The organism is Nonlabens sp. (assembly GCF_018401815.1).
In the GTDB taxonomy this organism is placed as follows: domain Bacteria; phylum Bacteroidota; class Bacteroidia; order Flavobacteriales; family Flavobacteriaceae; genus Nonlabens.
Window position 1 is genome coordinate 470,739 of record NZ_JAGYKG010000002.1, and the last position, 24,641, is coordinate 495,379.

Below are 24,641 nucleotides of genomic sequence, written 5' to 3' on the forward strand. Positions count from 1 at the left end.
GACCAAACACTATCTTTTGTTCAAACTGAAAAAATACAAATCATAAAGTATCAAATTCCTGATAATACTGTTATCAAACAAATTGTTGTTCAAATAAAATAAATTATAGAATACTGACTTAAAGAATTTTACGGTATTTAAAAGATGGTTAGCATCTTATGCCATAGGGGCGTTTTGAGGTTTGGCATGCTGGTTGATTAGGTAGTAGTGTTGGTATAAAGAAGTACCGACAGTAATACCTACTAATTATGAAAAAGCTATTTACACTTGCACTTGTTTTTCTTTTTGGAATTGGTTTTTCAAATGCAGAAAACACAGAAGATGACCGACGCTTCCGTAATTACACAAAGAACTTTATCTTTAATCAAAATGGAATCGAGTTTGCTGTATTTCCTGATGGCCAATTTGATTTTAACTATTTACAAGATAGAAATGGTACCGATATTTATGTAAATACTGGAAACCTGCAAGTATCTTTCAACACTGGTTATGATTACAACCGCTTCGTACAGTATGATTCTTATGGTGCGGTGATACAGATAGAGGAAATACCTGTATTCTACGACTCTTATGGTCGTGTGAATCAGATAGGTGAAGTTTTTATAAACTATCGTGGTGGTTACATTAACCGTATAGGTAACCTGAATGTTTACTATAGCAGACCTGGTGTCATCGATTATTATAATGGATACATTAATGTGTACAATAGAAACTATGTTTTTCAACCATGGCACAATTTCTATAGTGTTCCACTGGTAAGTAGATGTATTTTGTACCATACACCCTACCGATTGTCATATTTCCCGATACGTTATACATGGTCTTATCACAGAAATTATTGGAATACGCCTTCCTATTACAATGGGTTTTATGCTGGAGCAAATGTCAGACGTGACTTCTACCGACCTTTTGATCGAGTGAACTACAGAAGTTTTGAAAGAGGACGACGTGATGCACGTGGTAGAGCGGTAGCAGTAAACAATAGAGTTTCTAGAAATAGACAAGCTATTGCTACTGGAAGAAGTGAAGTAACTAGAAATAATCGTGGTAGAACTACTGCGACTACGAATAGAAATACTGGACGTAGCTCAACTGCTGCTAATGCAAGATCTACTTCAAGAAATGGAAGAAGTACCAACGCTGTAAACACTAGAAGTAATAGAGCAACAAATGCTACTACTAGAAATACAAGAGGTACTTCTAGATCTACAACCCTAAGTGTAGGGAATACCAGAACTGCATCTGCAACTACTAGGTCTAATCGATCTAATAGAAACACAAATGCTAACGTTGGTAACCGAGCAAATCGTACAGAAAGAGCTGCTCCTAGTCGTAATAGTAGCGCCGACAGCAGAGCTGCTGCTACAAGATTGAATCGCAATTCTGCTCCGAGTAGAAATACTGCAACTAGAAGAGCAGCACCTCGAAATGATACAACTGTAAATTTGCGAAACTCGTCTTCAAGAAATACTCAAGCTAGAAGTTCTAGAACAAGTTCCAATAGCAACGCAAACCGCTCTAATGGCTCCAAAAGGAGTAATAAAAGAGGATAAGATTTATAAGTTTACTAAAAAGCCAATTCTCAATGAATCGGCTTTTTTTATGGCTTGTTACATGGACTCATAAGAAGCTGAATTGTTTACCCACAAAACAAAAGGATGTTACGCTCCTATTTGATTCTAGTTTCGTAAAAGGTATCTTTTTATGATCTGATTCATTTCAGAAGACAACTTCAATTTATAGATCGACCAAAGATATGTCAGTGAGATTAAAACAGACTTTACAGCTATATTTACTAACGGATGCCAGAAGAAATCCCAAAAGTAAAAGATACCTATGATGGCAGCTATTAAGAATAACGTATTCCATGTTTTAGAAGTCCACGGGTGAATTTTTAATTTCATATATACGTAGTAGGCTTTCGCGAAAGCGTAACACAAATAAGCCACACAAGTAGCTATTGCAGCACCTATGATACCGAATATAGGAATAAGCCACCAATTGAGACCTATAGCTAAAAGGGTTAATACGAGCCCCAACCACAAAGTAACTTTATATAAATCGCTGTTGTAAAGAATAGCATTATTACTACCCAATAAGTTTTCTGAAAATTTGGTTAGCGCAATGAGAAATACCACCGGAATTGCAATACGTGTTTCTGGGGGCATCATCGCATAGAACTCCTTGAGATTGCAAAAGATAATTACCAATAAAAAACCGGCAACCACACTTAAATTAAGAGAGCTTCTTTTATACAACTGTGCTACGTCTCCCATCTCGTCTCTATTAAAATGACCAGCAGTAAGCGGGTGTGTTATTTGAGCCATTCCTCTTGCAGGCACCGCAATCACAGTAGCAATAAAAATGGCAATACCGTAGTATCCTATTTGATCAATAGCCACATACTGATTGAGCATAAATTTATCAAGATCAATTAAAGCCGTAGAAATAGAACCCGCTACAATCATATAAATACTATAATTGATGATCTTTGACGTATTCATCAACTTCTGAAATCTAAACACCGGGAGGTAGGTTTTAAATGCAATGATGTTCATTAACAACGCCCGTAATGCGTAAATAACCATCAAACTGTAAATGAACTCTGTTTGATCAATCCAACCCAAAGCAAGCATCATTAAAGTAAGCATAGCGCCAGCTCTATAAAAAACTTCCTTTAGAAAGTTACCGACTATAGTTTTCATGTGGACTTTTACCCAAGCATAAAAAATCTCAAAATAAGCTTGAAAAATAGCTATCATAGGAATGCACCATAAAAAAGCCCCTGTGATTTCATTTTTATCAGAAATATAAGAAGCTATGGTATCCTGAGCCAGATAAATGATTCCTATTATTGGAATAATAATGAATAAAGGCCACAACAACATTTGAGTTAAAAAGCCATCACGCTCTTCTTTAGTGGTATAACTCGAGTAATATTTTACGATGGTATTATGAATACCAAAGGACATCAATGGAAAGAAAAGAAATGAGGTGGAGAGCACATAATTCCATAAACCATAATAATCATCAGAGAGGTAGACCTGGGCAAGAATCAGTACGTTTAGTGCTCCTAGCACAAAACCCAACCCAGTAATTACTAGGTTCCAAACGGATTGTTTGACGACTATTCCCATACAAATTCTATGGTTTTAGAAAGAATTTGAGTCAAATGAGCACGCTGATACCTATCTATTTGATCATTGAAATTACTGTCATTTTGACCTTTTCTATAAAGCTCATAGAGGTGACTGATATACTTTTTTAAGGCTTCCTTTTGTTGGTAATTAAAAAACTCACCAGAATGAGTGTCCGTAATCAGTAATTCTATGGCTGCTTCTTTAGGACCTATGGCTATAATAGGACGGCGGCTTGCAAAATATTCAAAGATTTTACCTGGTATAATGGCTCTAGTTTCTGCGGTATCTATTTCTATAAGCAATAAAGCTTGTGCCTGAAACATCAACTCCACAGATTGATCATGTGATACATAACCTTTATTGTCCAGATACTGGTCTAATTGGTGTTCCACCAGACTATCTAAGATTTCTTGACTCACATTACCAGCGAGTTGTAATTTAAAATCGGCTGAAAAGTCTTCTGATTCTAGACAGAGTTCTTGCAAGGATTCCCACAACAATTGAGGATTGCGATCAGATAATAAGGTTCCAATATGAGCAAGCACAAACCCAGCATCTGGCTGTTTACTTTGCGCGTTAGGCGTTATGTCGTACCCATTAGTGATCAACTGTATGGGTGTTGTTGTTTTTGATTTAAATTCTTTTCCAGTGTGTGGACTGGTAACTATTAGCAAATCTGCTGTGTGAAGCACTTCTTTTTCTAATGCTAAGTGTCTTTTTTGAGCGCGTTTTCCTAGCATTAAGTCTTTATGATATCCTATAGTGGTCCATGGATCCCGAAAGTCGGCCAGCCATTTGATAGATGGGACAAGGCTTTTCAATTCCATTCCTATTAAATGAACCGAATGTGGTGGACCTGTAGTGATCACCGTACATTCCCTATTTTCTGAAAGATAAGGTTCTACTGCTCTTAAAACATGTTGCTTCCATCCTACTCTAGCGTCTGGAATAAAAAAATTGCCGCGCAGCCATACCAGAGTGCGCTCTAGAAAACTAGCTTTTTTATTTAAAATACCGCGTTGTAGATTTTTGGTTCGCTTTCGCGAAAGCTTACCAGCCATCCTACTAGGTTCTTTAATGGGAACTTTAATCAGTCTAATATCTTCTGGAATGTCTTCTATTAAGCTTTTATCCAATACTGGATAATCAGGATTTTCGGGTACCACTACTGTTACCTCATAACCATTTCTAGGAAGGTATTTTGCAAACTTCAACCAGCGCTGTACACCTGGCCCCCCAGCTGGCGGCCAATAATAACTGATGATCAACACTGGCTTTTTCAAGGGCTAAACGTTCTTTTTGTAAACTAAAAATAAACCACCTAAAACGATCAATAGCAATAGTATATTACTAATCAACATAATGGTAGAACCTGTTTTTACGACTTCTGGTACAAACTTAAAAACGATTTCATGCTGTCCTGCAGGAACTTTCAATCCTCTCAATGCATAATTAACTCTTGCAATAGGAACTTCACTACCATCTATGCTAGCCTTCCATCCATATGGATAATACATCTCTGAAAATACGGCCAATCCTTCTTTGCTGTTGTTGCTGGTGTAGGTCAATGCTTCTGTTTGGTAATCCTTGAGATTTATGGTCGCCGTAGCATCTTTACCTACACTCTTTAAACCTATCAACTCTTTTTGATCTTTGGTCATAACAGCTAGAGAGTCTGCATGTAGCTCTTTTAAAGCTAGAATTTCCTTGTTTTGATCTGCTACCGTTTTAATCTCACTTACAAACCAAGCATTGCCTAATTCTACTGGGTTTTGTTGAGCAACGGTTCCGTTTTGATTTTGACCTAAGATATATTTGGTATTGAACATCCCTAATATTTCTAATTGTTCTCGAGTGATTCCTTGCTCTTCTACAAAATAGAAATTCATTAAATCTTGGAACCTACGTGGTTTTGCTCCATGGTAACCACCCATGGCTTTATGAAAATAAGCGGCTCTACCACTATTCACTGGATCTGCTAATTGATCATATACTCTAAAATGCTCTTTGTCTTGAAGCACCACTTCATCTGCGGGAGTTTTATCAAATGCAAAAGCATATTCTCTAGCGCTGACGTAATCGTCTGAATTGACATAATTCAAATCAAAGCTGACCAAATCAAATAGTATAACTACAACGCAAACAATTACAACCGCTGTCTCTTTAATTTTATCGCTTAAGAACAAATACAAGGCGCCACATATCGATCCTACATATAACAATGCCTTAAACGCATCTGTTTGAATCATTGCAAAACGATCTGCTTGTAGTGCTTTTACATACCTTGACCCTAACTGAGGAAAGTCTAATAAATATTCATCATAAGGTCCTGTAAGATTAAAGATATAAGAACCTAAAAAGGCTATAAGAAGCAATAATCCGCCAAAACCTGCTCCTGCATATAATAATGCGTTGCGCTTTTTTTCTAGAGCTGTTTTTTTATTAAAGATCTGCCACAAACCGATTGCTGCAAGCACCGGTACGCACAATTCAATAATAACTTGAATAGAGGTTACCGCTCTAAACTTGTTGTAAAAAGGCACATAGTTTATAAAGAATTCGGTAAGCCAGCTTAAATTCTTACCATAAGAAAGAAGTAGTGTGAGTACGATGGCGGTAAGGGTCCACCATTTTAACCTGCCTTTGATTAAGAACAGAGATAATAAAGCTAAAAACACAACACTTACTCCTAGATAAGCAGGTGCTTCTACAATGGCTTGATCTCCCCAATATTTACGTTGACTCAGGGAGACCAACTGATTGAGGTAACTCATCTCTTCTTCATTTAAATTAGAAGGATCTATTCTAGAAAGCTGTTCACGGCTTTGGCTGGTTTCATCATAAACTTCTCCACTTCCTCCACCGGCAAAATGCGGTAAAACAAGATTCATACTTTCTGATAGTCCATAACTGTAATCCGTAATATAATCGTAGTCTAAGCCGCTTGTTTTTGAGACGTTTTCGCCTTGAGCGTTTACCGTCAAATTGACGACCCCACGCGTACTTTCCTTGGAATATTCACTAGTAGCTAAGAGATTACCGGCATTAGTTCCTAAAGCGAGAACTACGGCAGCAATCATAATTCCAATAGATTTAAAGTAATGCAGAATCAAATTCTTTTTAACGGCATCAATGAAATAGGCTATTCCTAAAATCACAACCGCTAGCAATAAATAATAAGTCATCTGAGGATGATTTGCCTGCAATTCTAAAGACATGGCTAGTGCCGTAACCACAAAGCCAAGTAAGTAACGTTTTTGAAAAACCAGAATAAGACCGCTTAATACCAAAGGGAAATAAGCAATAGCATGGGCTTTTGAATTATGACCAGCTCCAATAATGATGATCAGGTAAGTAGAAAAACCAAATGCTAGTGCACCGAGTAAACCTATCTTCCAGTCTACTCTCATGACCAACATGAGTATATAAAAACAGGCAAAATAAAGAAATAGATAATCTGCTGGACGAGGCAAAAATCTCAAGGCACGATCGAGACTGTCTATAAAATCGTATTCATATCGTGCACCTAATTGATACGTAGGCATCCCTCCAAAAACGGCATCTGTCCAATACAACTCTTCTCCTGTAGCTGCTCTATGGTCGATAAGCTGCCTGGCATTACCTTTATATTGAACGATATCATTTTGGTACAACTTTTTACCACTTAAAACGGGATGAAAATAAGCGAGTGCTGCAATGATAAAAACTATAAATACGGCTAAATGCGGTACTAATTTCTTGAAATCAAAATTCATGAAAATTTTAAATAAGAATGAATGAGGGAAATTAATCAATTTCCTCAAAGTCGATGTACTCACCAACCTTTTTCTTTTCATTTGATTTCAACGGTGTCGAAGATTTGGCATTGGTTGATTGCTTACTGCTAGTGTTTTGGAAGGGATTTTGTCCTTCTTGAAAGCCCGCACGTTTTTCAAAACTATTTTGAACCCGTTGTAAGGCTTTCATTCCTAACCACTTAAGGAACATCTTACCAAAGGCTTTCCATACCAATCTTGTGCCCACTAGAACCAGTAAAATAACTAATAATGTTTGTAAAAATTTCAAGTAATAATCTTTTGTGTAAAAATAATAAGTGTAGGTCTTTATACTCTATAAGAAATATTAAATTTGAGCTAGAATAAAAGAAATATGAACAACTCCATTCAAGGTATAAGACTGTTTTTATTGCTGTTTGTTACCATGCCATTAGCACATGGCCAATATACAGAAACTATCAATACGAATAACCCTGGTAGATCTCAAGGTGCTTTTGCAGTAGGAAAAGGAGTGGCACAAATAGAAGGTTCGCTTTTTTATAGTGCTGAGGAGCATCTTCTTCAAAGATATGAGCGAGATGATATAGGAACTAGTTTCCAACTGCGTTATGGTGCTATTACTGAAAAACTAGAGTTTTCCATTTTTGGCACTTATAACAGGTTACAACAGACCGATTTTAACAGTACGGTCTCTTCGGAAACTTCTTTTTCTAATTTTTCAAGATTTACAGTAGGCGCTAAATACCTCATATTTGATCCTTTACAGTTTTTTGGTGAGAAGAAAGTCAATTTATTAAGTTGGAAAGCAAATAACAAATTGGACTGGAGGGACCTTGTTCCTGCTGTGTCGGTTTATGCAGGTGCTAATTTTGATTTTAGCGAGAACAATTTACTAACACCCCCAGACAATGCTACTTTATCTCCACGACTGGAATTAATCACTCAAAACAACTGGGGACGTTGGGTGTTTGTGACTAACTTTGTCGCAGATCGCATCACTACTGATTTCCCTTCTTATCAATGGGTATTAACCATGACCCATAGTTTGAATAATAAATGGGCGATATTTGCAGAGTATCAAGGCTTAAAATCTGATTTTTATAGTGATGATCTGGGTCGCGGTGGTGTGACTTATTTGGTTACCAAAGACTGGCAAGTGGATTCCAGTGTTACTTTAAATTTTAAAGACACTCCAACAGTCTTTCAAGTAAATTTAGGAATGTCGTACCGTTTGGATTTTCATGAAGATCCTCCAATACAACAGACAAGCGACCCACAAGCTGACGGTAAAAAAGAAAAGAAGAAAAAGAAAAAAAACAAACTCAATCTTGAAGGAGAAGGAGGCGGCATATAACTTATGATTGAAGTACGTAAAATTGAGTCCAAAAAGGATATCAAAAAATTTGTCCAGTTTCAAATGGACCTATACAAAGACAATAAGTTCTTTGTACCACCTATCATTAAAGATGAACTGGCAATATTTGATCCGACTAAAAATCAGGTCTTCAAAAATGCAGATTGCTGGATGTTTCTTGCTTATAAGGATAATAAGATAGTAGGACGTGTCGCAGCATTGATCAATCACATTGAAATTAAAGAACAGAAAAAACCTAAAATGCGTTTTGGCTGGCTGGATATGATTGATGATATAGAGGTGACCAAAGCATTACTTGCTGAAGTTCAAAAGGTGGGAAAAGAACAACAATTAGAGTTCCTAGAAGGGCCTGTAGGTTTTTCTAACATGGATAAGGCTGGTTTACTAATCAAAGGATTTGATGAATTAAGCACCATGATCACCTGGTACAACCATCCTTATTATAAGGAACATCTAGAACAGCTAGGTTATGTAAAAGCCGCAGAATGGGTGGAGTTTAAGTTCCAACCACCAAATCCTATTCCTGATAAAATCAATAGGTTTGCAGATATCATTGCAAAGCGCTACAACTTAAAAACACTTCAATTTAGCACGACAAACGAAATTTTACCCTATGTAGATGCTATGTTTGACTTGTTGAACAAAACATACAGCAATCTTATTACTTATGTCCCAATACAACAATATCAAATAGAATTATATAAAGAAAAATACCTTCCTTTTATCAATCCAGACTTTATAGAATTGGTAGTGGATCAAGAAGATAAGTTAGTGGGTTTTGCGATTACCATGCCTTCTTTCTCTAAAGCCTTGCAAAAAGCTAATGGAAAGTTATTTCCTTTTGGTTTTATACATTTATTAAAAGCAAAAAAGAAAAACAACGAGGCAGCCTTTTATTTGATAGGCATCGATCCAGAATACCAAGGTAAAGGGGTTACCGCAATGATGTTTAGAAATGTAATCGTCAACTTCATGAATTATGGTATTACCAAATGTGAGACAAATCCAGAACTAGAGGACAACCTCGCTGTACAAGCCTCTTGGAAAAATTACGAACCCACACTTCATAAAAGAAGAAGAACGTACCGCAAAGATATTTAGTGAAGCTTTAAAATCAACTAAAAACGAGCTAGTGGCTGGAAACAGAGACCGTCTAAATCCTTATCTTTACAAACTTTAAAACACACCTCATAATGTTTAACAAAAACATCAAATTGGTCATTACTGCATTAATTGTAGCCTATGCCATATATCAATTTACTAGAAACGAGATTCTTACTGGAATCTTCTTGATTCTCTTTTCTGGAATATTCATTTTTCTTTATTTCAAAAATGAAATGATCTTACTCGCTTTTCTACGCTTGAGAAAACAAGATTTTCCTGGGGCAAAAAAATGGCTGGATAAAATCTCTCATCCAGAAACTGCTCTGGTTAAGAAACAACAAGGCTATTACAACTACTTACACGGTTTGATGATCTCGCAAGAAAATATGACCAAAGCAGAGAAGTACTTTAAAAAAGCGCTCTCTTTAGGACTCAGCATGGATCAAGACATTGCGGTAACAAAGCTCAATCTTGCTGGTATTTCCATGATGAAAAGACGCAAACGTGAAGCCACTATGCTATTAAGCGAAGCTAAGAAATTAGACAAACACGGGATGCTAAAAGATCAGATCAAAATGATGAAAGATCAAATGAAGAAAATCTAGTTTTTCAAAAAAAAGAGACTTTTTCCAATTTTAGAATGTACAACAAAGCCCCATCGCGAGAAGGGGCTTTGTTGTACCGTATATAATTCTATTTAAAACTCAAATACCTTACCATCTAGCGCCAGCTCTGAATTCTCAAATACTTCTTTGGCTTCATTTCTAAAAAGCTCATAATCGCCATAACGTGAAGAATAGTGACCGAGAATCAAGGTTCCTACTTTGGCTTTTTGTGCGATAGTTGCAGCTTGGGCAGCAGTGCTGTGTTTTGTTTTTTCACAGAGGTGCTCGTGTGATTTTAAGAAAGTGCTTTCATGATATAAGGCGGTAACACCTGTAATTTGCGGCACTATATCTTCCTTATAGACCGTATCACTGCAAAACGCATAACTCCTGGGCGGGTCACCATCCATTGTCAACTCATGATTAGGAATTACCTCGCCATTATCAAGTGCAAAGTCATGGCCTTGTTTGATTTTACGGTAATAGGCATGATCAATTCCGTATTCTTCACAGGCCACCACATCTAAGTGTCTATCCCCTGGTTTTTCTTGAAAAAGGAATCCATGAGTAAAAACTCGATGTTCTAATGGAATAGTTATTACCGTCAACGAGTCGTCTTCCAGCAAAAGGTGTGGGATGTTTTCTACGCTTTCGCGAAAGCGTAAATCAAAAGAAGTGTACACCTTAGCCAATTTTAACTGCAGCAAAATCATTTCCTTGATTCCCTTAGGTCCATAGACGGTTAACTCTGACGCTCTACCCAAAAGACAAAAAGTAGAAATCAAACCGATCAAACCATACACATGATCTCCATGAAGGTGAGAAATAAAAACATGCTTGATGCGAGAAAACTTGATGCGGTTTTGACGCAATGCCATTTGTGTTCCTTCTCCACAGTCAATTAGAAAGAGATGTCCTTTCATTTCTAATATCTGAGCTGTAGGACGAGCGTTATCTTTTGGCGTGGCACTATGGCAACCAAGTATAGTTAGTTTCAAATCAACTTGTTTTGGACTATAAAAATACGCGTTTAGTCTCAGTTAGAGGCAAGGATTGTACAGAGCTTAAAACCCTAAATCGCGTTCTATTTCTTCCATCCCAATGACATCTTGTGCTTCTTGTATAGTAGGTACAATTAATAATTCATCAGGAATTTCGTCTACAGATAAGGCCGTGTTGACCATTACAAAAGACTGCTTTGTAGCTCTGTGCTTGTTACTTAACTCTAGAAAAGATATCAAATCCATCAAAGTAACCTTGTCGTATTGCAACAAGTCTATGATGAGGTTCTTCCCTTTAAACTGAACGTATATGCGTTCTATAAATGAGGCAAAATCCTTAATATCATCGCGCTCATCTTTTAAAAGAATATAGGTATCGTGTTCTTCACTAATCATTTCTTCTAATTTTTGCGGCAACCAGGTACAAGACTGCCATTCTAATAGCAACACCATTTTCTACTTGATTCAGAATGATCGCTTGATCAGAGTCTGCTACGTCGCTTGTTATTTCTACCCCTCTATTGATAGGACCTGGGTGCATGATGACAATGTCTTTTTTAAGACTGTCGAGTAATTCTCTATGGACACCATATTGTTGTACGTATTCTCTAACGCTTGGAAAATAAGAAATGTCCATGCGCTCATTTTGTACACGCAGCATATTTGCCACATCACACCACTCTAGTGCTTTTTTAAGGTTCAACTCTACCTTTACTCCTAGAGATTCAATATGTCTGGGCAATAGTGTCGCAGGACCACAAACCATTACTTCAGCACCTAATTTTTTAAGGCAGTAAATATTAGAAAGGGCGACACGGCTGTGTAAAATATCACCTACGATTACCACCTTTTTACCTTGAAGGCTTCCTAGCTTTTCTCTAATCGAGTAGCTGTCTAATAGCGCTTGTGTGGGATGCTCATGAGCGCCATCACCAGCATTAACTATTCGCGCATCTATGTGTTTGGATAAAAATACTCCGGCTCCTGGATTGGGATGTCGCATCACGACAATATCCACTTTCATGGCAAGAATATTATTTACCGTATCTACCAGCGTCTCCCCTTTCTTTACAGAGCTTTGAGCAGCACTAAAATTAATAACATCTGCACTCAGACGCTTTTCTGCCAGTTCAAAAGAAAGTTTTGTTCTAGTGGAGTTCTCAAAGAAGAGGTTAGCTATAGTGATGTCTCTTAAGGAAGGGACTTTTTTAATAGGTCTATTAATAACCTCTTTAAACTGGTCTGCAGTTTTATGAATCAGGTTGATGTCTGCAACACTAAGGTATTTAATACCCAATAAATTATCGACACTTAATTCACTCATTAGTCTTCATTTTTTATAAGGTACACCGCATCTTCTCCTCCATGTTCTTTCCAGAGTACTTTTACTTTTTGATTGTTTATGGCATCCACTTGACGTCCATTATAATCTGGCTGTATAGGTAGGTGTCTGGAAAATCTTCTATCAATAAGTGTGAGTAACTCTATGGTATCCGGTCTACCGAAAGATTGCAGTGCCGTGAGTGCTGCTCGTATACTTCGTCCTGTATACAACACATCGTCTACGATGACAACTTTTTTACTCTCTACTAAGAAGTTGATTTCGGTAGAATTTGCTTTAAGAGGCTCATCACTGCGTCTAAAGTCATCTCTATAGAAAGTAATATCGAGTAACCCGGTTTTTAGGTTTTTGATTTTATAGTGGGTTGTTAAAATATCAGCCAGGCGCTTTAATAAAAAACTTCCTCTAGGTTGCAGCCCAATTAGTGCTGTGTTTTCAAATGTATCGTGATTTTCAATTAATTGGCAAGCTAGCCTGTGAAGTATAATATCCAGAGCTGCGGCATCGAGAAGTAATTTTTGACTCATGAAACCAATTTAATTTCAAAAATGAAATAGTAACATCACCATTTCATAAAGCAAAGATAAGTATTTTGGACTGTGATTAAAGTTTGAATATTAATTAATGAAATTAAAAATAATTTTAGTGCGACTTGAAACCACTCATTGATTTTCAAATTAAAGCAAGGTCCGTCCTGTATGCTTTTTTATTGATAGGAATTAAAATAGGAATTACCTGTACACCTTACTATTTTAACATGCTCCCCTTCTCGATTTGGCTATGGAATATGACCTTAATACTTATAGTTTTAGGCCATATTACTAATTGATCCTACCTTAAAGTTAACGCATAAAAAATCCCTTATCGGTTTCCGATAAGGGATTTTGAGTTAAAAGAAACGTGATCTTACTTTCCTTCCATTCTATCTTTAAGAGCTTGAAGCTTAGAATTAGCATCACCCATAGTAGGTTTAGTATCTTCTTGGGCTTTAGCAGCGGCTTGTTGTACATTCTTAGCTTCCTCTTCTTTATGAAGGATCATGTGAGAACCTACGACACGCTTGAATTCTTTATTAAATTCAATGATTTGGATTTGTGCCTTCTCTCCTTTCTTCAATTTAGAACCGTCTTCTTTTTCTAAGTGACGAGTTGGAATGAATACAGAGATATCTTCATTAAAGTTCACTACAGCGCCTTTGTCTACAGTTTCAGTAATTTCAATATCGTGAGTTGTTCCTACACCAAATTCAGCTTCGTATTTATCCCATGGGTTAGGCATTGTTTGCTTGTGTCCAAGTGATAATTTACGTCCTTCTACGTCTAGTTCAAGAACCACTACTTCTAGTGTATCTCCTACCGCACAGAATTCTGATGGATGCTTCACTTTCTTAGTCCATGAAAGGTCAGAGATGTAAATTAATCCATCTACTCCTTCTTCTAATTCTAAGAATACACCGAAGTTGGTAAAGTTTCTTACCGTTCCAGAGTGACGTGAACCTACAGGATACTTAGTAGTAATGTCTGTCCATGGATCTGGGTGAAGTTGCTTCATACCTAGAGACATCTTGCGATCTTCTCTATCTATAGTAAGTACCTCAGCATCGATAATATCTCCTACTTTTACAAAGTCACCTGCACTTCTTAAGTGAGTAGACCATGACATTTCAGATACGTGAACAAGTCCTTCAACTCCTTCTTCTACCTCTACAAATGCACCGTAATCTGCGATAACAACTACTTTACCTTTTACCTTGTCTCCTGGCTTGATCTTGTCAGATAGCGCTTCCCATGGGTGAGCCTCTAACTGCTTTAGGCCTAACTGTATACGTGACTTATCTTCATCAAAGTCAAGAATTACCACGTTAAGTGTTTGATCTAATTCTACAATCTCGTTAGGATGATTGATACGCGACCAAGAAAGGTCCGTAATATGCACCAATCCATCTACACCACCTAGATCAACAAATACACCATATGAAGTAATGTTTTTAACAACACCTTCTAGTACTTGTCCTTTTTCTAGACGAGAGATGATCTCTTTTTTCTGCTCTTCAATATCTGCTTCGATAAGCGCTTTGTGAGATACTACAACGTTTTTGAATTCGTGGTTGATTTTCACCACCTTGAATTCCATTGTTTTATCAACGTACTGGTCATAGTCACGTATAGGTTTCACATCAATTTGTGAACCTGGTAAGAATGCTTCGATACCGAATACATCTACGATCATACCCCCTTTTGTACGACATTTCACATAACCGTTTACGATTTCGCCAGTGTCGTGTGCATTGTTAACGCGTTCCCAAGCCTTGATAAGACGTGCCTTACGGTGAGAAAGGATCAATTGTCCCGTCGCATCTTCACGTACATCTACAAGAACCTCAACCTTATCACCTTCTTTCAGGTTTTGGTTGTAACGAAACTCATTTAGAGAAATAACACCTTCAGACTTTGCATTGATATCAATGATGGCATCACGATCCGTAATTTTGATCACAATCCCTTCAATAACATCAGTATCTATAGTGTCAACAAAGTTGTCCGATACTAATTTTTCAAATGCTTTTAACTGAGCTTCATCCACTTTTTCAATACCCTCACTATAACGGTCCCAGTCAAAAGAGTCTAGAAATGCGGTTGGGTCTTCTTGTTGTGGAGAAGTAGCTGTTGCAGTCACTTCTTCTACTTGTTCTTGAACTTGGATATCAGTTGCACCTTCTTGTACAGCTTCAAGTTCTTGTTTGTTTGTTTCTTCAGCCATGATTTGTTTGCTGATTAAAATTTGTATTCTAAAGACTTTCGGAAACTCACAGAACTGCTCTAGAAGATATGGTTATAACGTTTTGATTCCCAACCGGTTTCCTTGTTCTCGATTTGGGTTTGCAAAAATACGTTCTTTTTTCCTCATTACCAATACCTCATTGCATGAAATAGCTTGTTTTTTATATCGCTTTCGCGAAAGCGGAATCATTACTAAAATCTCTCACCTACCACTACTGGACTAAACACTTAAAAGTTATTAAATTACTTACTGCTTTTACACCATCACAACCATTTGTTTTTCAATATTTTATACAGTAAAAATCATCAGGCACACTCAATTATTCTCTTTTCATTAAATGCATCAGCGCATATCAAGGAAAACCTCGCTCTAAACAAGTCGGTTATGATGCAATTCCTTTAGAGTTGATTGCAGGATTGTGAAGCAAAATGACTTCGAATGAATGTATGGACTTGATGAGGCTGTTATTAAAAAACAAATCAAGAACACTTCTAAGCGATTCCGCATCGAGTGGGGAATGACACGAAAATAACTACGCTTTTTCTATTGCCTCCTCAGCCCAAGAAACCAATAATTCAAATTGCTCTTCTCGAGTCATTTCTGACGTGTCTAGTAATTTTGCTTCTGGCAATTGTATCAGCGGACTGTCTTCCCTAGAAGAATCCATATGATCTCTTTCTACCACATTGTTAAGTACCTCTTCCAGAGAAACATCACCGCCTTTTTCTACCAACTCTAGATAACGCCTTTGCGCGCGTATTTCAGGCGCTGCGGTCATAAATACTTTGAGTTCGGCATCTGGAAACACCACACTTCCTATATCGCGACCATCCATAACAATGCCTTTCTTCTCACCCATTGCTTTTTGCTGTTCCACGAGTTTGGCGCGTACTTCAGGAATTTCCGCCACCTTACTTACGACACTACTTACTTCCAGCGTACGTATTTGCTTTTCAATATTTTCTCCATTCAAATGCACATCTGCATTATTAGTGTCTTTATTAAAAACAAAACTGATGCGAATATCCTTAAGTTGTTCAATGAGTTGTTGCTTGTCTAAGTTACCTTGAACCAGCAGCCCTTCGCGTAAAACGAAATAGGAAACCGCTCTGTACATGGCCCCTGTATCTACATAAACATAGTGCAATTTCAAAGCCAGTTGCTTTGCAGCGGTACTTTTACCAGTACTGGAATGCCCATCAATGGCAATAGTTATTTTTTTACTCATTTATTGTAAATTAATATTAACACCAAATAGGCTTGTATGTGAAGCCAGTGTATACCTCGCATGGGTATAGCTAAATCGCAAGTTGTTCATTTTTAAAGAAAATCCGGCACTGATTCCAGAAAAGGCTCTAGTATTTTCAATACGCAACTCCTCTGCCCTTCTAAAACTATAACCCAATCGCACTTCAAAAATTTGCTCGGGGAAAATCTCTAATCCCAAAACCGTATGACGTAAAACATTATTGACAAAACCAGGTTGGTCTTCAGTGACATTGCCATCCAGATCAGTTTGCGCATTAGCGTCGTTTGAAAAAGCAATATTCCATTGTTGAAGATTCTCCAAGGTAACATGCAGTCTTAAGGGAAGGTTTTTCATCGTATTAGAAAATCCTACAGCTATCTCTAAAGGCAAATCTTCATAAATCTCGTTATAAGGAGTGAATTGGGTTCCTAAATTACGCACCACAAGCGCTGCTCTTACTGCTTTATCTTCATTGTAATAAAGTACTCCTATGTCCACTGCACCACCAAAAGAGGTATACCTATCGAGTTTAGAAGAGATCAATTTTAAGTTAGCTCCTACATAAAAATCGGACCATGGAATGTTATAACTGTACCCCATAGAAACAGCAACTTCATTTCCGCCAAATTCTCCTGTAGAATTCCCCTGCTCATCATATCCGTCAAATTTCCCATAGTTCAAATAAGTCACTCCAGCGTGAAAAGTCTGTACGTGTCGATCCCAAGTGTACGCATAACTTGCGGTACCGTAACTCACGTCACCCAAATAATTGACATAATTAACTTGTAATTGATTATCCATTTTTGGATTGATGGTCGCTGGATTGTAGATTCCAGAAGTAGGGTCGTAATCCACACCAGTCAATACCCTGCCGCCCAAAGCTGCCTGTTTAGTACCGGAAACCAAATTTAAGAATTGGTAAGTTGATTGTCCTCCTATTTGCGCTTTCGCGAAAGCGGAACATATAAAAATAAGAAGAAACAAATGACGCATTAAATGGCTTTAAAAAACTGCTAATGAGATAACGAGTGCAAGTTTAATTTATTTTTATCTTGTAGTAGAGATTTTGATAGTTAATCTGCTGGTTCTATTCTTACCAGCCCATCCTCATCAATAGCAACCAATTGCACTTTTTGGAGTTCGTTAACCAATTCTGGATTCCAATAGGATTTTACTTTTACATAATTCTCTGTGAATCCATGAATAAATCCCTCTCTATTATCAGCTTCCCAAAGTACCGTTTTGGTTTTTCCTAGTTGGCTTTCATAAAAAGCACGTCGTTTCTTCACAGAGAGACCGCGCAGCATTTTAGAACGCTTTTTACGCACCTTAAGTGGAACCGCATTTTCCATAGTGGCAGCTGGTGTGTTTTCTCGTTCTGAATAGGTAAAAACGTGTAAGTAAGAAATGTTTAACTCATTCAGATAATTATACGTATCGAGAAAATGATCATCAGTCTCGCCTGGAAAACCCACGATAACATCCACTCCTATACAACAGTCTGGCATGACCTCTTTGATCTTACTCACTCGATCTGTATACAGTTCCCTATTGTAACGGCGCTTCATTTTACCGAGCAACTCATTATTACCAACTTGAAGGGGAATATGAAAATGCGGAACAAAAGCATTGGCTCCAGAGACAAATTCGATGGTTTCGTTTTTTAATAAATTAGGTTCAATGGAAGAAATACGCAAGCGTTCAATCCCTTTTACAGTGTCCAGTGCATGAACGAGGTCTAAAAAAGTATGCTGATGACGTTTATTGCCAAATTCCCCTTTTCCATAATCTCCTATATTCACTCCGGTAAGAACAATTTCTTTGATTCCTTGATCACTTATCTGGCGTGCGTTTTTCATCACATTTTCTAAAGTGTCACTGCGCGAAATCCCCCGTGCCAATGGTATAGTACAATAAGTGCATTTATAATCGCAACCGTCTTGTACCTTTAAAAATGCCCTGGTTCTATCTCCTATGGAATAAGATCCCACATAGAAATCGGCTTCATCAATCTCGCAGGAATGCACCTGAGTAGGTTGTTCCTTTGACAATTGATTCAGGTAATCGGTAATTTTAAATTTTTCTGTTGCGCCTAGGACGAGATCAACACCGTCTACAGCAGCCAGTTCTTCTGGTTGCAGTTGTGCATAACAACCCACTGCAATAACAAAAGCCTCCTCATTTACTTGCTGTGCCTTTTTTACTATGGATTTAAAACGCTTATCTGCATTTTCAGTAACACTACAGGTGTTGATCACATAAATGTCTGCTTTTTGCTCAAAGTCAACTTTATGAAACCCTTCTTGCTCAAAAGAACGAGCAATAGTACTGGTCTCACTAAAATTGAGTTTACAACCTAAGGTATAAAATGCAACGGATTTTGCAGCTGTCTCTACAAGCATGATGTATGATGAAGTTAAGGCTGCAAAGGTAAGTATTAGTTTACAGTCGCAATCAGCCTTTTTAGTTTGTGGTTACCGCTTTCGCGAAAGCTAGAATAACAACCTCTTATTTTAAAATCAAAGCTCTTCCCCTATTCTCAAATCCTAAAGTTTTTTTTAAAAAAAATGAGCAATTGATTCTATGTGCTTTACTATTGACGAATGAAACAATAGCAGGTTTCTTTTGAACCTTGTTCTATGAATCGGAAATGTCAACTTATCAGCATGGATCTAATGGTGTACAATTCTAGGAGGATGAATATTATCACTTATTCTTGTTATAAATCAACATTCTAAACGACCTTTGTATTATGGAAAATACTGTTTCTAAAACAACTTTAGGGTTGAACCTACCTACAGATCCGCGATGGGTTGATCTTGCTGCTATGAGCCTGCAGGATATACTAACAGATCATGCCTTTTGTGAACAAAAAGCGGCGAGTACGATCATTTCTATTATTCAAATGCATTCTGATAAACCTGAAATTGTAGAAGCCCTTTCCCCTATAGTTACCGAAGAATGGGGGCATTTTAGAATGGTTTTGGCAGAGTTAAAGAAAAGAGGCTTAACTCTTGGTATACAACGCCCCGATCAATACATCAAAGAATTGATGAAAGGAAAACCAAAAGGCACTGGACGTGATCAGTTGTTTTTGGATCAGTTATTGATTTGTGCGCTTATTGAAGCACGCAGTTGTGAGCGTTTTAAAATCCTTTCTCAACAACTAGTAGATACCGATTTAAAAGAGTTCTATCATCAATTCATGGTGGCTGAAGCAGCTCATTACAAATTGTTTCTTCAGCTTGCCAAAAGCTTTTTTGAAGAAGAAAAAGTGATGACGAGATGGCAGTATTGGTTGGATCATGAAGCTGGTTTTTTACCTCATCTTGAAGTACGAGGTGATCGAATGCATTGATGAACTCGAAATTGAACTTGAACTCGAACTCGAAATTGAAATTGGAAAAGAAATTAAAAAAAGCGGAATTCCCATGTGCTAAGCTTGTAGAAGTATTCTGCTAAATAAAAAAAGCCGCAGGCAAGTTATGTTTCCCAAAGGGCAGAATTAATTCTGCCATTTGGGAAGAAAAGCTAAAAAACAGATTAAACTAAATGAACCAAAAGATCAAAAACTTCTTTTCCGAAAAGCGTTACCGCTGGTGGCTCATGGCCAGTATTGTTATTATTTATTTAATTATTGTTGCCGGAGCTATTGTACGAATGACTGGGAGCGGTATGGGATGTCCAGACTGGCCAAAGTGTTTTGGGTATTGGATCCCCCCTACTGAGCAAGTGGAAATAGAGTTCTCTCCAGATACTCCTTATAAAGAAGGAATGGTCATTATCGTTGATAAGGAACTGCGGGTGGCCAAAGAAGATTTTTTTACTGGTGCCAGTTACCAACCACAAAACTGGGAACCGTATACCAAACACGATTACTCGGTATTTAACGTATACCATACTTGGACCGAATATATTAATAGACTCATTGGCGCATTGGGGGGCCTAGTTGTCTTTATCATGTTTTTATTTTCCTTACGCTACCTTAAGAAAAGACCACGACTTACTATTCTTAGTTTTGTCTCGGTACTTTCTATGGGTATTCAAGCCGTAATAGGTAAAATTGTTGTGGATACCAATCTTTCTCCTGCGCTCATTACCTTTCACATGATCGCTGCTTTATTAATTGTAGGATTGCTTATTTATTTGCTTCATGAAGTAAAACCAATAGACTACCGATATACAAGCAATAAAACAATGGTGCGTACTGTCGCTGGGTTAATTATACTCACTCTCATTCAAGTAGTTATGGGGACCCAAGTACGCCAATTTATAGATGAGCAAGTAGATCTTTTTGGATACCCACTAAGTTCAGAGTGGTTAGAAAAGGGCCCTTTGGTTTTCTTAATTCATAGAAGTTATTCTATTTTAGTGCTGGTGCTTCACGGTTGGTTTATTTATAGAGCGGTTCATATCTTCCATCATCCTAAAAAATCCTATTCCGTTCTCGCTTCGTTATTTATTGTCACGATTCTAAGCGGAGTCTTTATGAATTATTTGGACTTCCCTTTCGGTTCTCAAGCAGTGCATTTGGTAGTTGCTTCCTTAATTCTAGGAATGCAGTTTTATTTGTGGATGCGATTGCGAGTGGCATTAAAATAAGAAATCCACTTGCCTTACTAGTTTATAGTTCTTTTCAAAATAGAACACAGCATCAATAAAAAAGTTTTAGAAAAGAACAATAAGTGTTTCCAATTTATGTGGGATCTAGTGATACTAGTGTATTCAGCGCCTAATTTTAGCTGACGCTACCGTTATGAGGTTTCCATATGAAGTCAAGGTGTTTCTAAAATAAGTGTTTGCATTGACGCTTTCGCGAAAGCGTCAATGCAAACACCTTAACCATATAAAAGATTTCACATTCTTTTAAAAGGCATATACATGGATTCAATAATAGAACTATATTTAAAAGTTCAACAAAGAAATGTTTTCTCATTAACTAAATAACATCATGGCAAAAAGTCAAGACTCCAAGAAAAACGTAAAAAAAGAAGCTACCAAAACTCCAAAAGAAAAAAAGGAAGAAAAGAGGTTGAAAAAATCTAAAAAATAATAATTAGAAATCCACTGGCAATCCATCTGTCTTCTCTGATGAACGTTTTGAATTGTAAACCTATACCTATGTATCATTCTACTGGTGCTTATTGGAAGTCAGTTGACAACAGCTACTTTCAGAAATGCGTCTGGAATAAAAACAAATTCAAATGTGTATTCACAAAAAGTCAACTTTATGAATCAGATACAAATAGTAGCAGCTATTGTAATGCTCTTTTTGCTTCAACAATTTACAAATGGGCAAACGGATTCCGATCTTCAGTTTTTACAAAAAGTAGGTACTCTAGATAGCCTCTATTCCAAAACACTAAATGAATACCGAGAAATTTATATTCAACTGCCAGCCGATTATAATCCTGCAGAAGATAAAAAGTATCCGGTAGTTTATGTGCTAGATGGTGAAGTATTCTTACCTAATGTAACTAATGTTCATAGGTTTTACAGTGGTGGTTTTATTCCAGAAATGGTTATTGTAGGTGTTTCAAACGATAAGAATAGAATGCGGGACTTGACTACATCAAAAGTAACCGAGATGTATGGAATGCCCTTTAAACAACAAAATGGAGAGGCAGCCAATTTTAGTAAATTCTTAGAAACTGAGTTAATTCCATTTGTAGAAAAGAAATATCCGGTTACTAATTTTAGAACTTTAATTGGCCATTCTTATGCAGGACTATTCACCTTGTATTCCTTAGTTCATCAGCCACATCAATTTTCAAATTATTTAGCCATTGATCCTAGTTTAGATTGGGACAACCAAAAACTACTTAAAGAAGCAACAGATAAAATTTCAAGCACTAATTATAAAGGCAAGGCCTTATTTATGTCTCTTGGCGGTCAAGTGCATATGCAGAAGCCAAATATGACTTTAGAGGAAGTTAAAAAGGACACCACAGACTTTACCTTATTTGCACGATCAAATCTTGCTTTTTCAGAACTTTTGAATAGTAGCAAGCAAAATGAATTATCTTTTGAATGGAAGTTTTATCCGAGAGAGTTACATGGAACTATTGCTGTTCCCTCTATTATGGATGGTTTAATTTCTATTTTTCAATGGTATCAATTGGAACATGTTGATGCCTACAACACGCCTACTACAACGGTCGAAGAGCTTACAAAGGTCCTTAGATACCGTCAAAACAAACTCCAAACTTATTTTGGTTATTCTGTACCCCCCTTACCCTATTTCCTATTGTATATACAAGGCGATATGAATATGGATATGGAACAAATGGACAAAGCAAAGATGTACTTTGATTTTGCCCTCGAATATTATCCTGAAAATGCCGATGCTTATAGCGCTATGGCAACCTATTATATAAGAAATAATGACAAGGAGAATGCCATAAAGTTTTTCACTCAAGCCTTTGAAATAAGTGGAGATGACTCCTATATCAAAAGAATTGATGAACTGAAAAAAGAATAAGCCTTATTGTAGGTGATTCTTTGCGTAGCCTTTACTATAACAGGCTTGTTATATGAAGTATTATGCAGGTGCACGTGAGCAATAAGTTAAGATATTTAAACCATAAAAAAAACTCCAATGATCTTCAAATTCAAATTCGATTTCAAGTTCAAGTTCCTACTCAAAAATCCTATCTTTGCCATCCTTAAAAATTAGAGTAAATGATCTATAGATTACGAGTTCTTCTCGATGCAAACGACGACTGTTTTAGAGACATTGAGATAGATGAAAAAAGCACTTTAGAAGAGTTTCATAATGTGATTGTGCAAGCTTTCCAGCTGCAAGGTGATGAAATGGCTAGTTTCTATGCCAGTGATGAAGAGTGGAATCAAGGCGAGGAATACTGTCTTTTTGATATGAGTGGTGGAATGGCACCTGTAAAAAAGATGGCCGATACGCTTTTGGAAAAAGCCCTAAGTAAAAAGAAAACAAGAATGATCTATATTTATGACTTCTTGAGTTTGTGGACCTTTTCTGTTGAATTAGCAGATGCAGTTCCTCATCATCCGGGTACTACTTATCCGCGAGTCATATTTTCTGTAGGTGAATTACCAGACAGTGCACCAGATAAAGAATTTGAAGCAGACCCTCGTTTTCACGATGACGACGATGACGAAGCATACAGCGATGATGAAGATGAAGAATTTTATGATGAAGAATCCTTTGATGAAAATGACCTCTATTAAACTATGATCAATTTATACAATACTAGAATTGAAAATCTTGCCATACATCGTGTAGGTAATAAAAATAAAGGAGAGGCTTTACTTACTTCCAACAGTTCTACAAGTTTGGATGATGAGATGCACTCCCTTTTAAAGGAATATTTCTTGAAATCTTTTCGCTCTAAAGAAGAAGCCTATTACAGTTTCTTTCATGAAGATGACTTAGAGTTTCATGAAATGTACGCTTTCGCGAAAGCGATATTCTCCACACCAGCATCTCTACTAGAAAACAGTAAGAAGATGGCAAAACACCTCTATGAACAATCAGACCATCCACACATACGAAGTGGAGAAGTGTATATATGTTATTTTGATAATGTTATGGTGGACAACAATAAGACCAACGCGATAGGGATTTTCAAAAGTGAGATCAAACAAGAGTTTTTACAGTTTGAAGAAGGAGAAACAGATCTAAAAATGATTCTTCAACAAGGCGTTAATTTGAACAAATTAGACAAAGGAGCTATTATTTTAAACGTAGAAGAAGAAGCCGGGTACAAGATTCTTTCTGTTGATTCTAATCGTTATGATGCTAAGTACTGGCTGGAAAGTTTTTTGGGAGTTGATGTTTTTGAGGACGAAAATTTCTTTACAAAGAAGTATTTGAAATTTTGTCAAGACTTTGCAAAGGACGTGGTATTACCAGCCGAAGATAAGAAGGAAGAAGTCATGTTTATGAACCGTGCGGTAAATCACTTTGCTAAAAACGACACTTTTGAAGAATCGGCTTTCTTAAATGAAACACTAGAAAACCCTGACTTGATTCCGGAATTTAAAAATTATAAATTAGAAAAAGGCGCCAAACATTCTATAGAAGATGTGTCCACATTCCCTATTTCTAATACTGCAGTAAGTGCTGCGCGTAGAGGGATCAAAAGTGTTATCCATCTAGACACTCATGTACAAATAAAGATGGATTTTACCAATTCTAGCAGTGCAGAGAAGTTTATAGAAAAAGGCTGGGACGAAGAAAAACAAATGTATTATTATCTCGTTTACTTCAATCGAGAAGAGAAAAAATAA

At 37.0% G+C, this 24,641-nt stretch carries 21 protein-coding genes; 9 read left to right on the top strand and 12 right to left on the bottom strand.

Going from position 1 to position 24,641, the window contains the following annotated elements:
- Positions 1 to 248 precede the first annotated feature (248 nt).
- The gene (locus KG732_RS06470) at positions 249 to 1,553 is read left to right on the top strand and encodes a hypothetical protein (RefSeq protein ID WP_213521634.1); all 1,305 of its coding nucleotides are present in this window, start codon (positions 249 to 251) and stop codon (positions 1,551 to 1,553) included.
- Between the two features lie 126 nt (positions 1,554 to 1,679).
- Here the strand turns inward: KG732_RS06470 and KG732_RS06475 are convergent, their stop codons facing one another.
- Genes KG732_RS06475 through KG732_RS06490 form a run of 4 tightly spaced genes read right to left on the bottom strand, consistent with a single transcriptional unit; the run spans position 1,680 to position 7,205 of the window.
- Positions 1,680 to 3,137, bottom strand: a complete 1,458-nt coding sequence (locus KG732_RS06475) for an oligosaccharide flippase family protein (protein WP_213521635.1) — start codon at positions 3,135 to 3,137, stop codon at positions 1,680 to 1,682.
- The gene (locus KG732_RS06480) at positions 3,128 to 4,423 is read right to left on the bottom strand and encodes a glycosyl transferase family 1 (protein ID WP_213521636.1); all 1,296 of its coding nucleotides are present in this window, start codon (positions 4,421 to 4,423) and stop codon (positions 3,128 to 3,130) included. The genes KG732_RS06475 and KG732_RS06480 overlap by 10 nt, the downstream gene beginning before the upstream one ends.
- 3 nt (positions 4,424 to 4,426) lie before the next feature.
- Positions 4,427 to 6,895, bottom strand: coding sequence for a YfhO family protein (locus tag KG732_RS06485; RefSeq protein ID WP_213521637.1), 2,469 nt, complete (start codon positions 6,893 to 6,895; stop codon positions 4,427 to 4,429).
- Positions 6,896 to 6,926: 31 nt separating this feature from the next.
- Entirely contained in the window at positions 6,927 to 7,205 is a 279-nt protein-coding gene (locus KG732_RS06490) for a DUF4834 family protein (protein ID WP_213521638.1), read from the bottom strand.
- Positions 7,206 to 7,289: 84 nt separating this feature from the next.
- Here KG732_RS06490 and KG732_RS06495 point away from each other — a divergent pair, with 84 nt between their 5' ends.
- The 3 genes from KG732_RS06495 to KG732_RS06505 all read left to right on the top strand — a co-directional run bounded on the left by KG732_RS06495 (position 7,290) and on the right by KG732_RS06505 (position 10,000).
- Positions 7,290 to 8,270 (top strand): transporter, encoded by a 981-nt coding sequence (locus tag KG732_RS06495; RefSeq protein ID WP_300980350.1) that lies wholly within the window; start codon positions 7,290 to 7,292, stop codon positions 8,268 to 8,270.
- A gap of 3 nt (positions 8,271 to 8,273) precedes the next feature.
- Positions 8,274 to 9,392: a GNAT family N-acetyltransferase gene (locus KG732_RS06500; RefSeq protein WP_213521639.1), complete on the top strand. Its 1,119-nt coding sequence runs from the start codon at positions 8,274 to 8,276 to the stop codon at positions 9,390 to 9,392.
- Between the two features lie 92 nt (positions 9,393 to 9,484).
- Positions 9,485 to 10,000 carry a DUF2892 domain-containing protein gene (locus KG732_RS06505; protein ID WP_213521640.1) on the top strand — a complete coding sequence of 172 codons (516 nt, stop codon included), beginning with the start codon at positions 9,485 to 9,487 and terminating at the stop codon, positions 9,998 to 10,000.
- Between the two features lie 92 nt (positions 10,001 to 10,092).
- On the opposite strand, the gene KG732_RS06510 is transcribed toward KG732_RS06505, so the two are convergent.
- From KG732_RS06510 to mtaB, 8 genes are all read right to left on the bottom strand, one after another.
- Positions 10,093 to 10,998, bottom strand: coding sequence for a ribonuclease Z (locus KG732_RS06510; protein WP_213521641.1), 906 nt, complete (start codon positions 10,996 to 10,998; stop codon positions 10,093 to 10,095).
- Between the two features lie 66 nt (positions 10,999 to 11,064).
- Positions 11,065 to 11,397, bottom strand: coding sequence for a ribonuclease Z (locus tag KG732_RS06515; protein ID WP_213521642.1), 333 nt, complete (start codon positions 11,395 to 11,397; stop codon positions 11,065 to 11,067).
- Complete coding sequence (locus tag KG732_RS06520) at positions 11,390 to 12,325, bottom strand: aspartate carbamoyltransferase catalytic subunit (RefSeq protein ID WP_213521643.1); 936 nt, start codon at positions 12,323 to 12,325, stop codon at positions 11,390 to 11,392. Before KG732_RS06520 ends, KG732_RS06515 begins: the two co-directional genes overlap by 8 nt.
- Positions 12,325 to 12,870 carry a bifunctional pyr operon transcriptional regulator/uracil phosphoribosyltransferase PyrR gene (gene pyrR / locus KG732_RS06525; protein WP_213521644.1) on the bottom strand — a complete coding sequence of 182 codons (546 nt, stop codon included), beginning with the start codon at positions 12,868 to 12,870 and terminating at the stop codon, positions 12,325 to 12,327. Before pyrR ends, KG732_RS06520 begins: the two co-directional genes overlap by 1 nt.
- A gap of 379 nt (positions 12,871 to 13,249) precedes the next feature.
- Positions 13,250 to 15,103 carry a 30S ribosomal protein S1 gene (rpsA, locus tag KG732_RS06530; protein ID WP_213521645.1) on the bottom strand — a complete coding sequence of 618 codons (1,854 nt, stop codon included), beginning with the start codon at positions 15,101 to 15,103 and terminating at the stop codon, positions 13,250 to 13,252.
- A gap of 553 nt (positions 15,104 to 15,656) precedes the next feature.
- The gene (gene cmk, locus KG732_RS06535; RefSeq protein ID WP_213521646.1) at positions 15,657 to 16,352 is read right to left on the bottom strand and encodes a (d)CMP kinase; all 696 of its coding nucleotides are present in this window, start codon (positions 16,350 to 16,352) and stop codon (positions 15,657 to 15,659) included.
- Positions 16,353 to 17,366 carry a type IX secretion system protein PorQ gene (gene porQ / locus KG732_RS06540; RefSeq protein WP_213521647.1) on the bottom strand — a complete coding sequence of 338 codons (1,014 nt, stop codon included), beginning with the start codon at positions 17,364 to 17,366 and terminating at the stop codon, positions 16,353 to 16,355.
- 80 nt (positions 17,367 to 17,446) lie between these two features.
- Positions 17,447 to 18,775 (bottom strand): tRNA (N(6)-L-threonylcarbamoyladenosine(37)-C(2))-methylthiotransferase MtaB, encoded by a 1,329-nt coding sequence (gene mtaB / locus KG732_RS06545; RefSeq protein WP_213521648.1) that lies wholly within the window; start codon positions 18,773 to 18,775, stop codon positions 17,447 to 17,449.
- Between the two features lie 350 nt (positions 18,776 to 19,125).
- On the opposite strand from mtaB, the gene KG732_RS06550 reads away from it, so the two are divergent.
- The 5 genes from KG732_RS06550 to KG732_RS06570 all read left to right on the top strand — a co-directional run bounded on the left by KG732_RS06550 (position 19,126) and on the right by KG732_RS06570 (position 24,641).
- Entirely contained in the window at positions 19,126 to 19,731 is a 606-nt protein-coding gene (locus tag KG732_RS06550; protein WP_213521649.1) for a tRNA-(ms[2]io[6]A)-hydroxylase, read from the top strand.
- Between the two features lie 194 nt (positions 19,732 to 19,925).
- A complete protein-coding gene (locus KG732_RS06555; protein ID WP_213521650.1) occupies positions 19,926 to 20,975 on the top strand; it encodes a heme A synthase in 1,050 nt (349 codons plus the stop codon).
- A 628-nt stretch (positions 20,976 to 21,603) separates the two neighbouring features.
- A complete protein-coding gene (locus tag KG732_RS06560; protein ID WP_213521651.1) occupies positions 21,604 to 22,854 on the top strand; it encodes an alpha/beta hydrolase-fold protein in 1,251 nt (416 codons plus the stop codon).
- Between the two features lie 200 nt (positions 22,855 to 23,054).
- Positions 23,055 to 23,579 (top strand): hypothetical protein, encoded by a 525-nt coding sequence (locus KG732_RS06565; RefSeq protein ID WP_213521652.1) that lies wholly within the window; start codon positions 23,055 to 23,057, stop codon positions 23,577 to 23,579.
- 3 nt (positions 23,580 to 23,582) lie between these two features.
- On the top strand, positions 23,583 to 24,641 hold the full coding sequence (locus KG732_RS06570; protein ID WP_213521653.1) for a nucleoid-associated protein: 1,059 nt from the start codon (positions 23,583 to 23,585) through the stop codon (positions 24,639 to 24,641).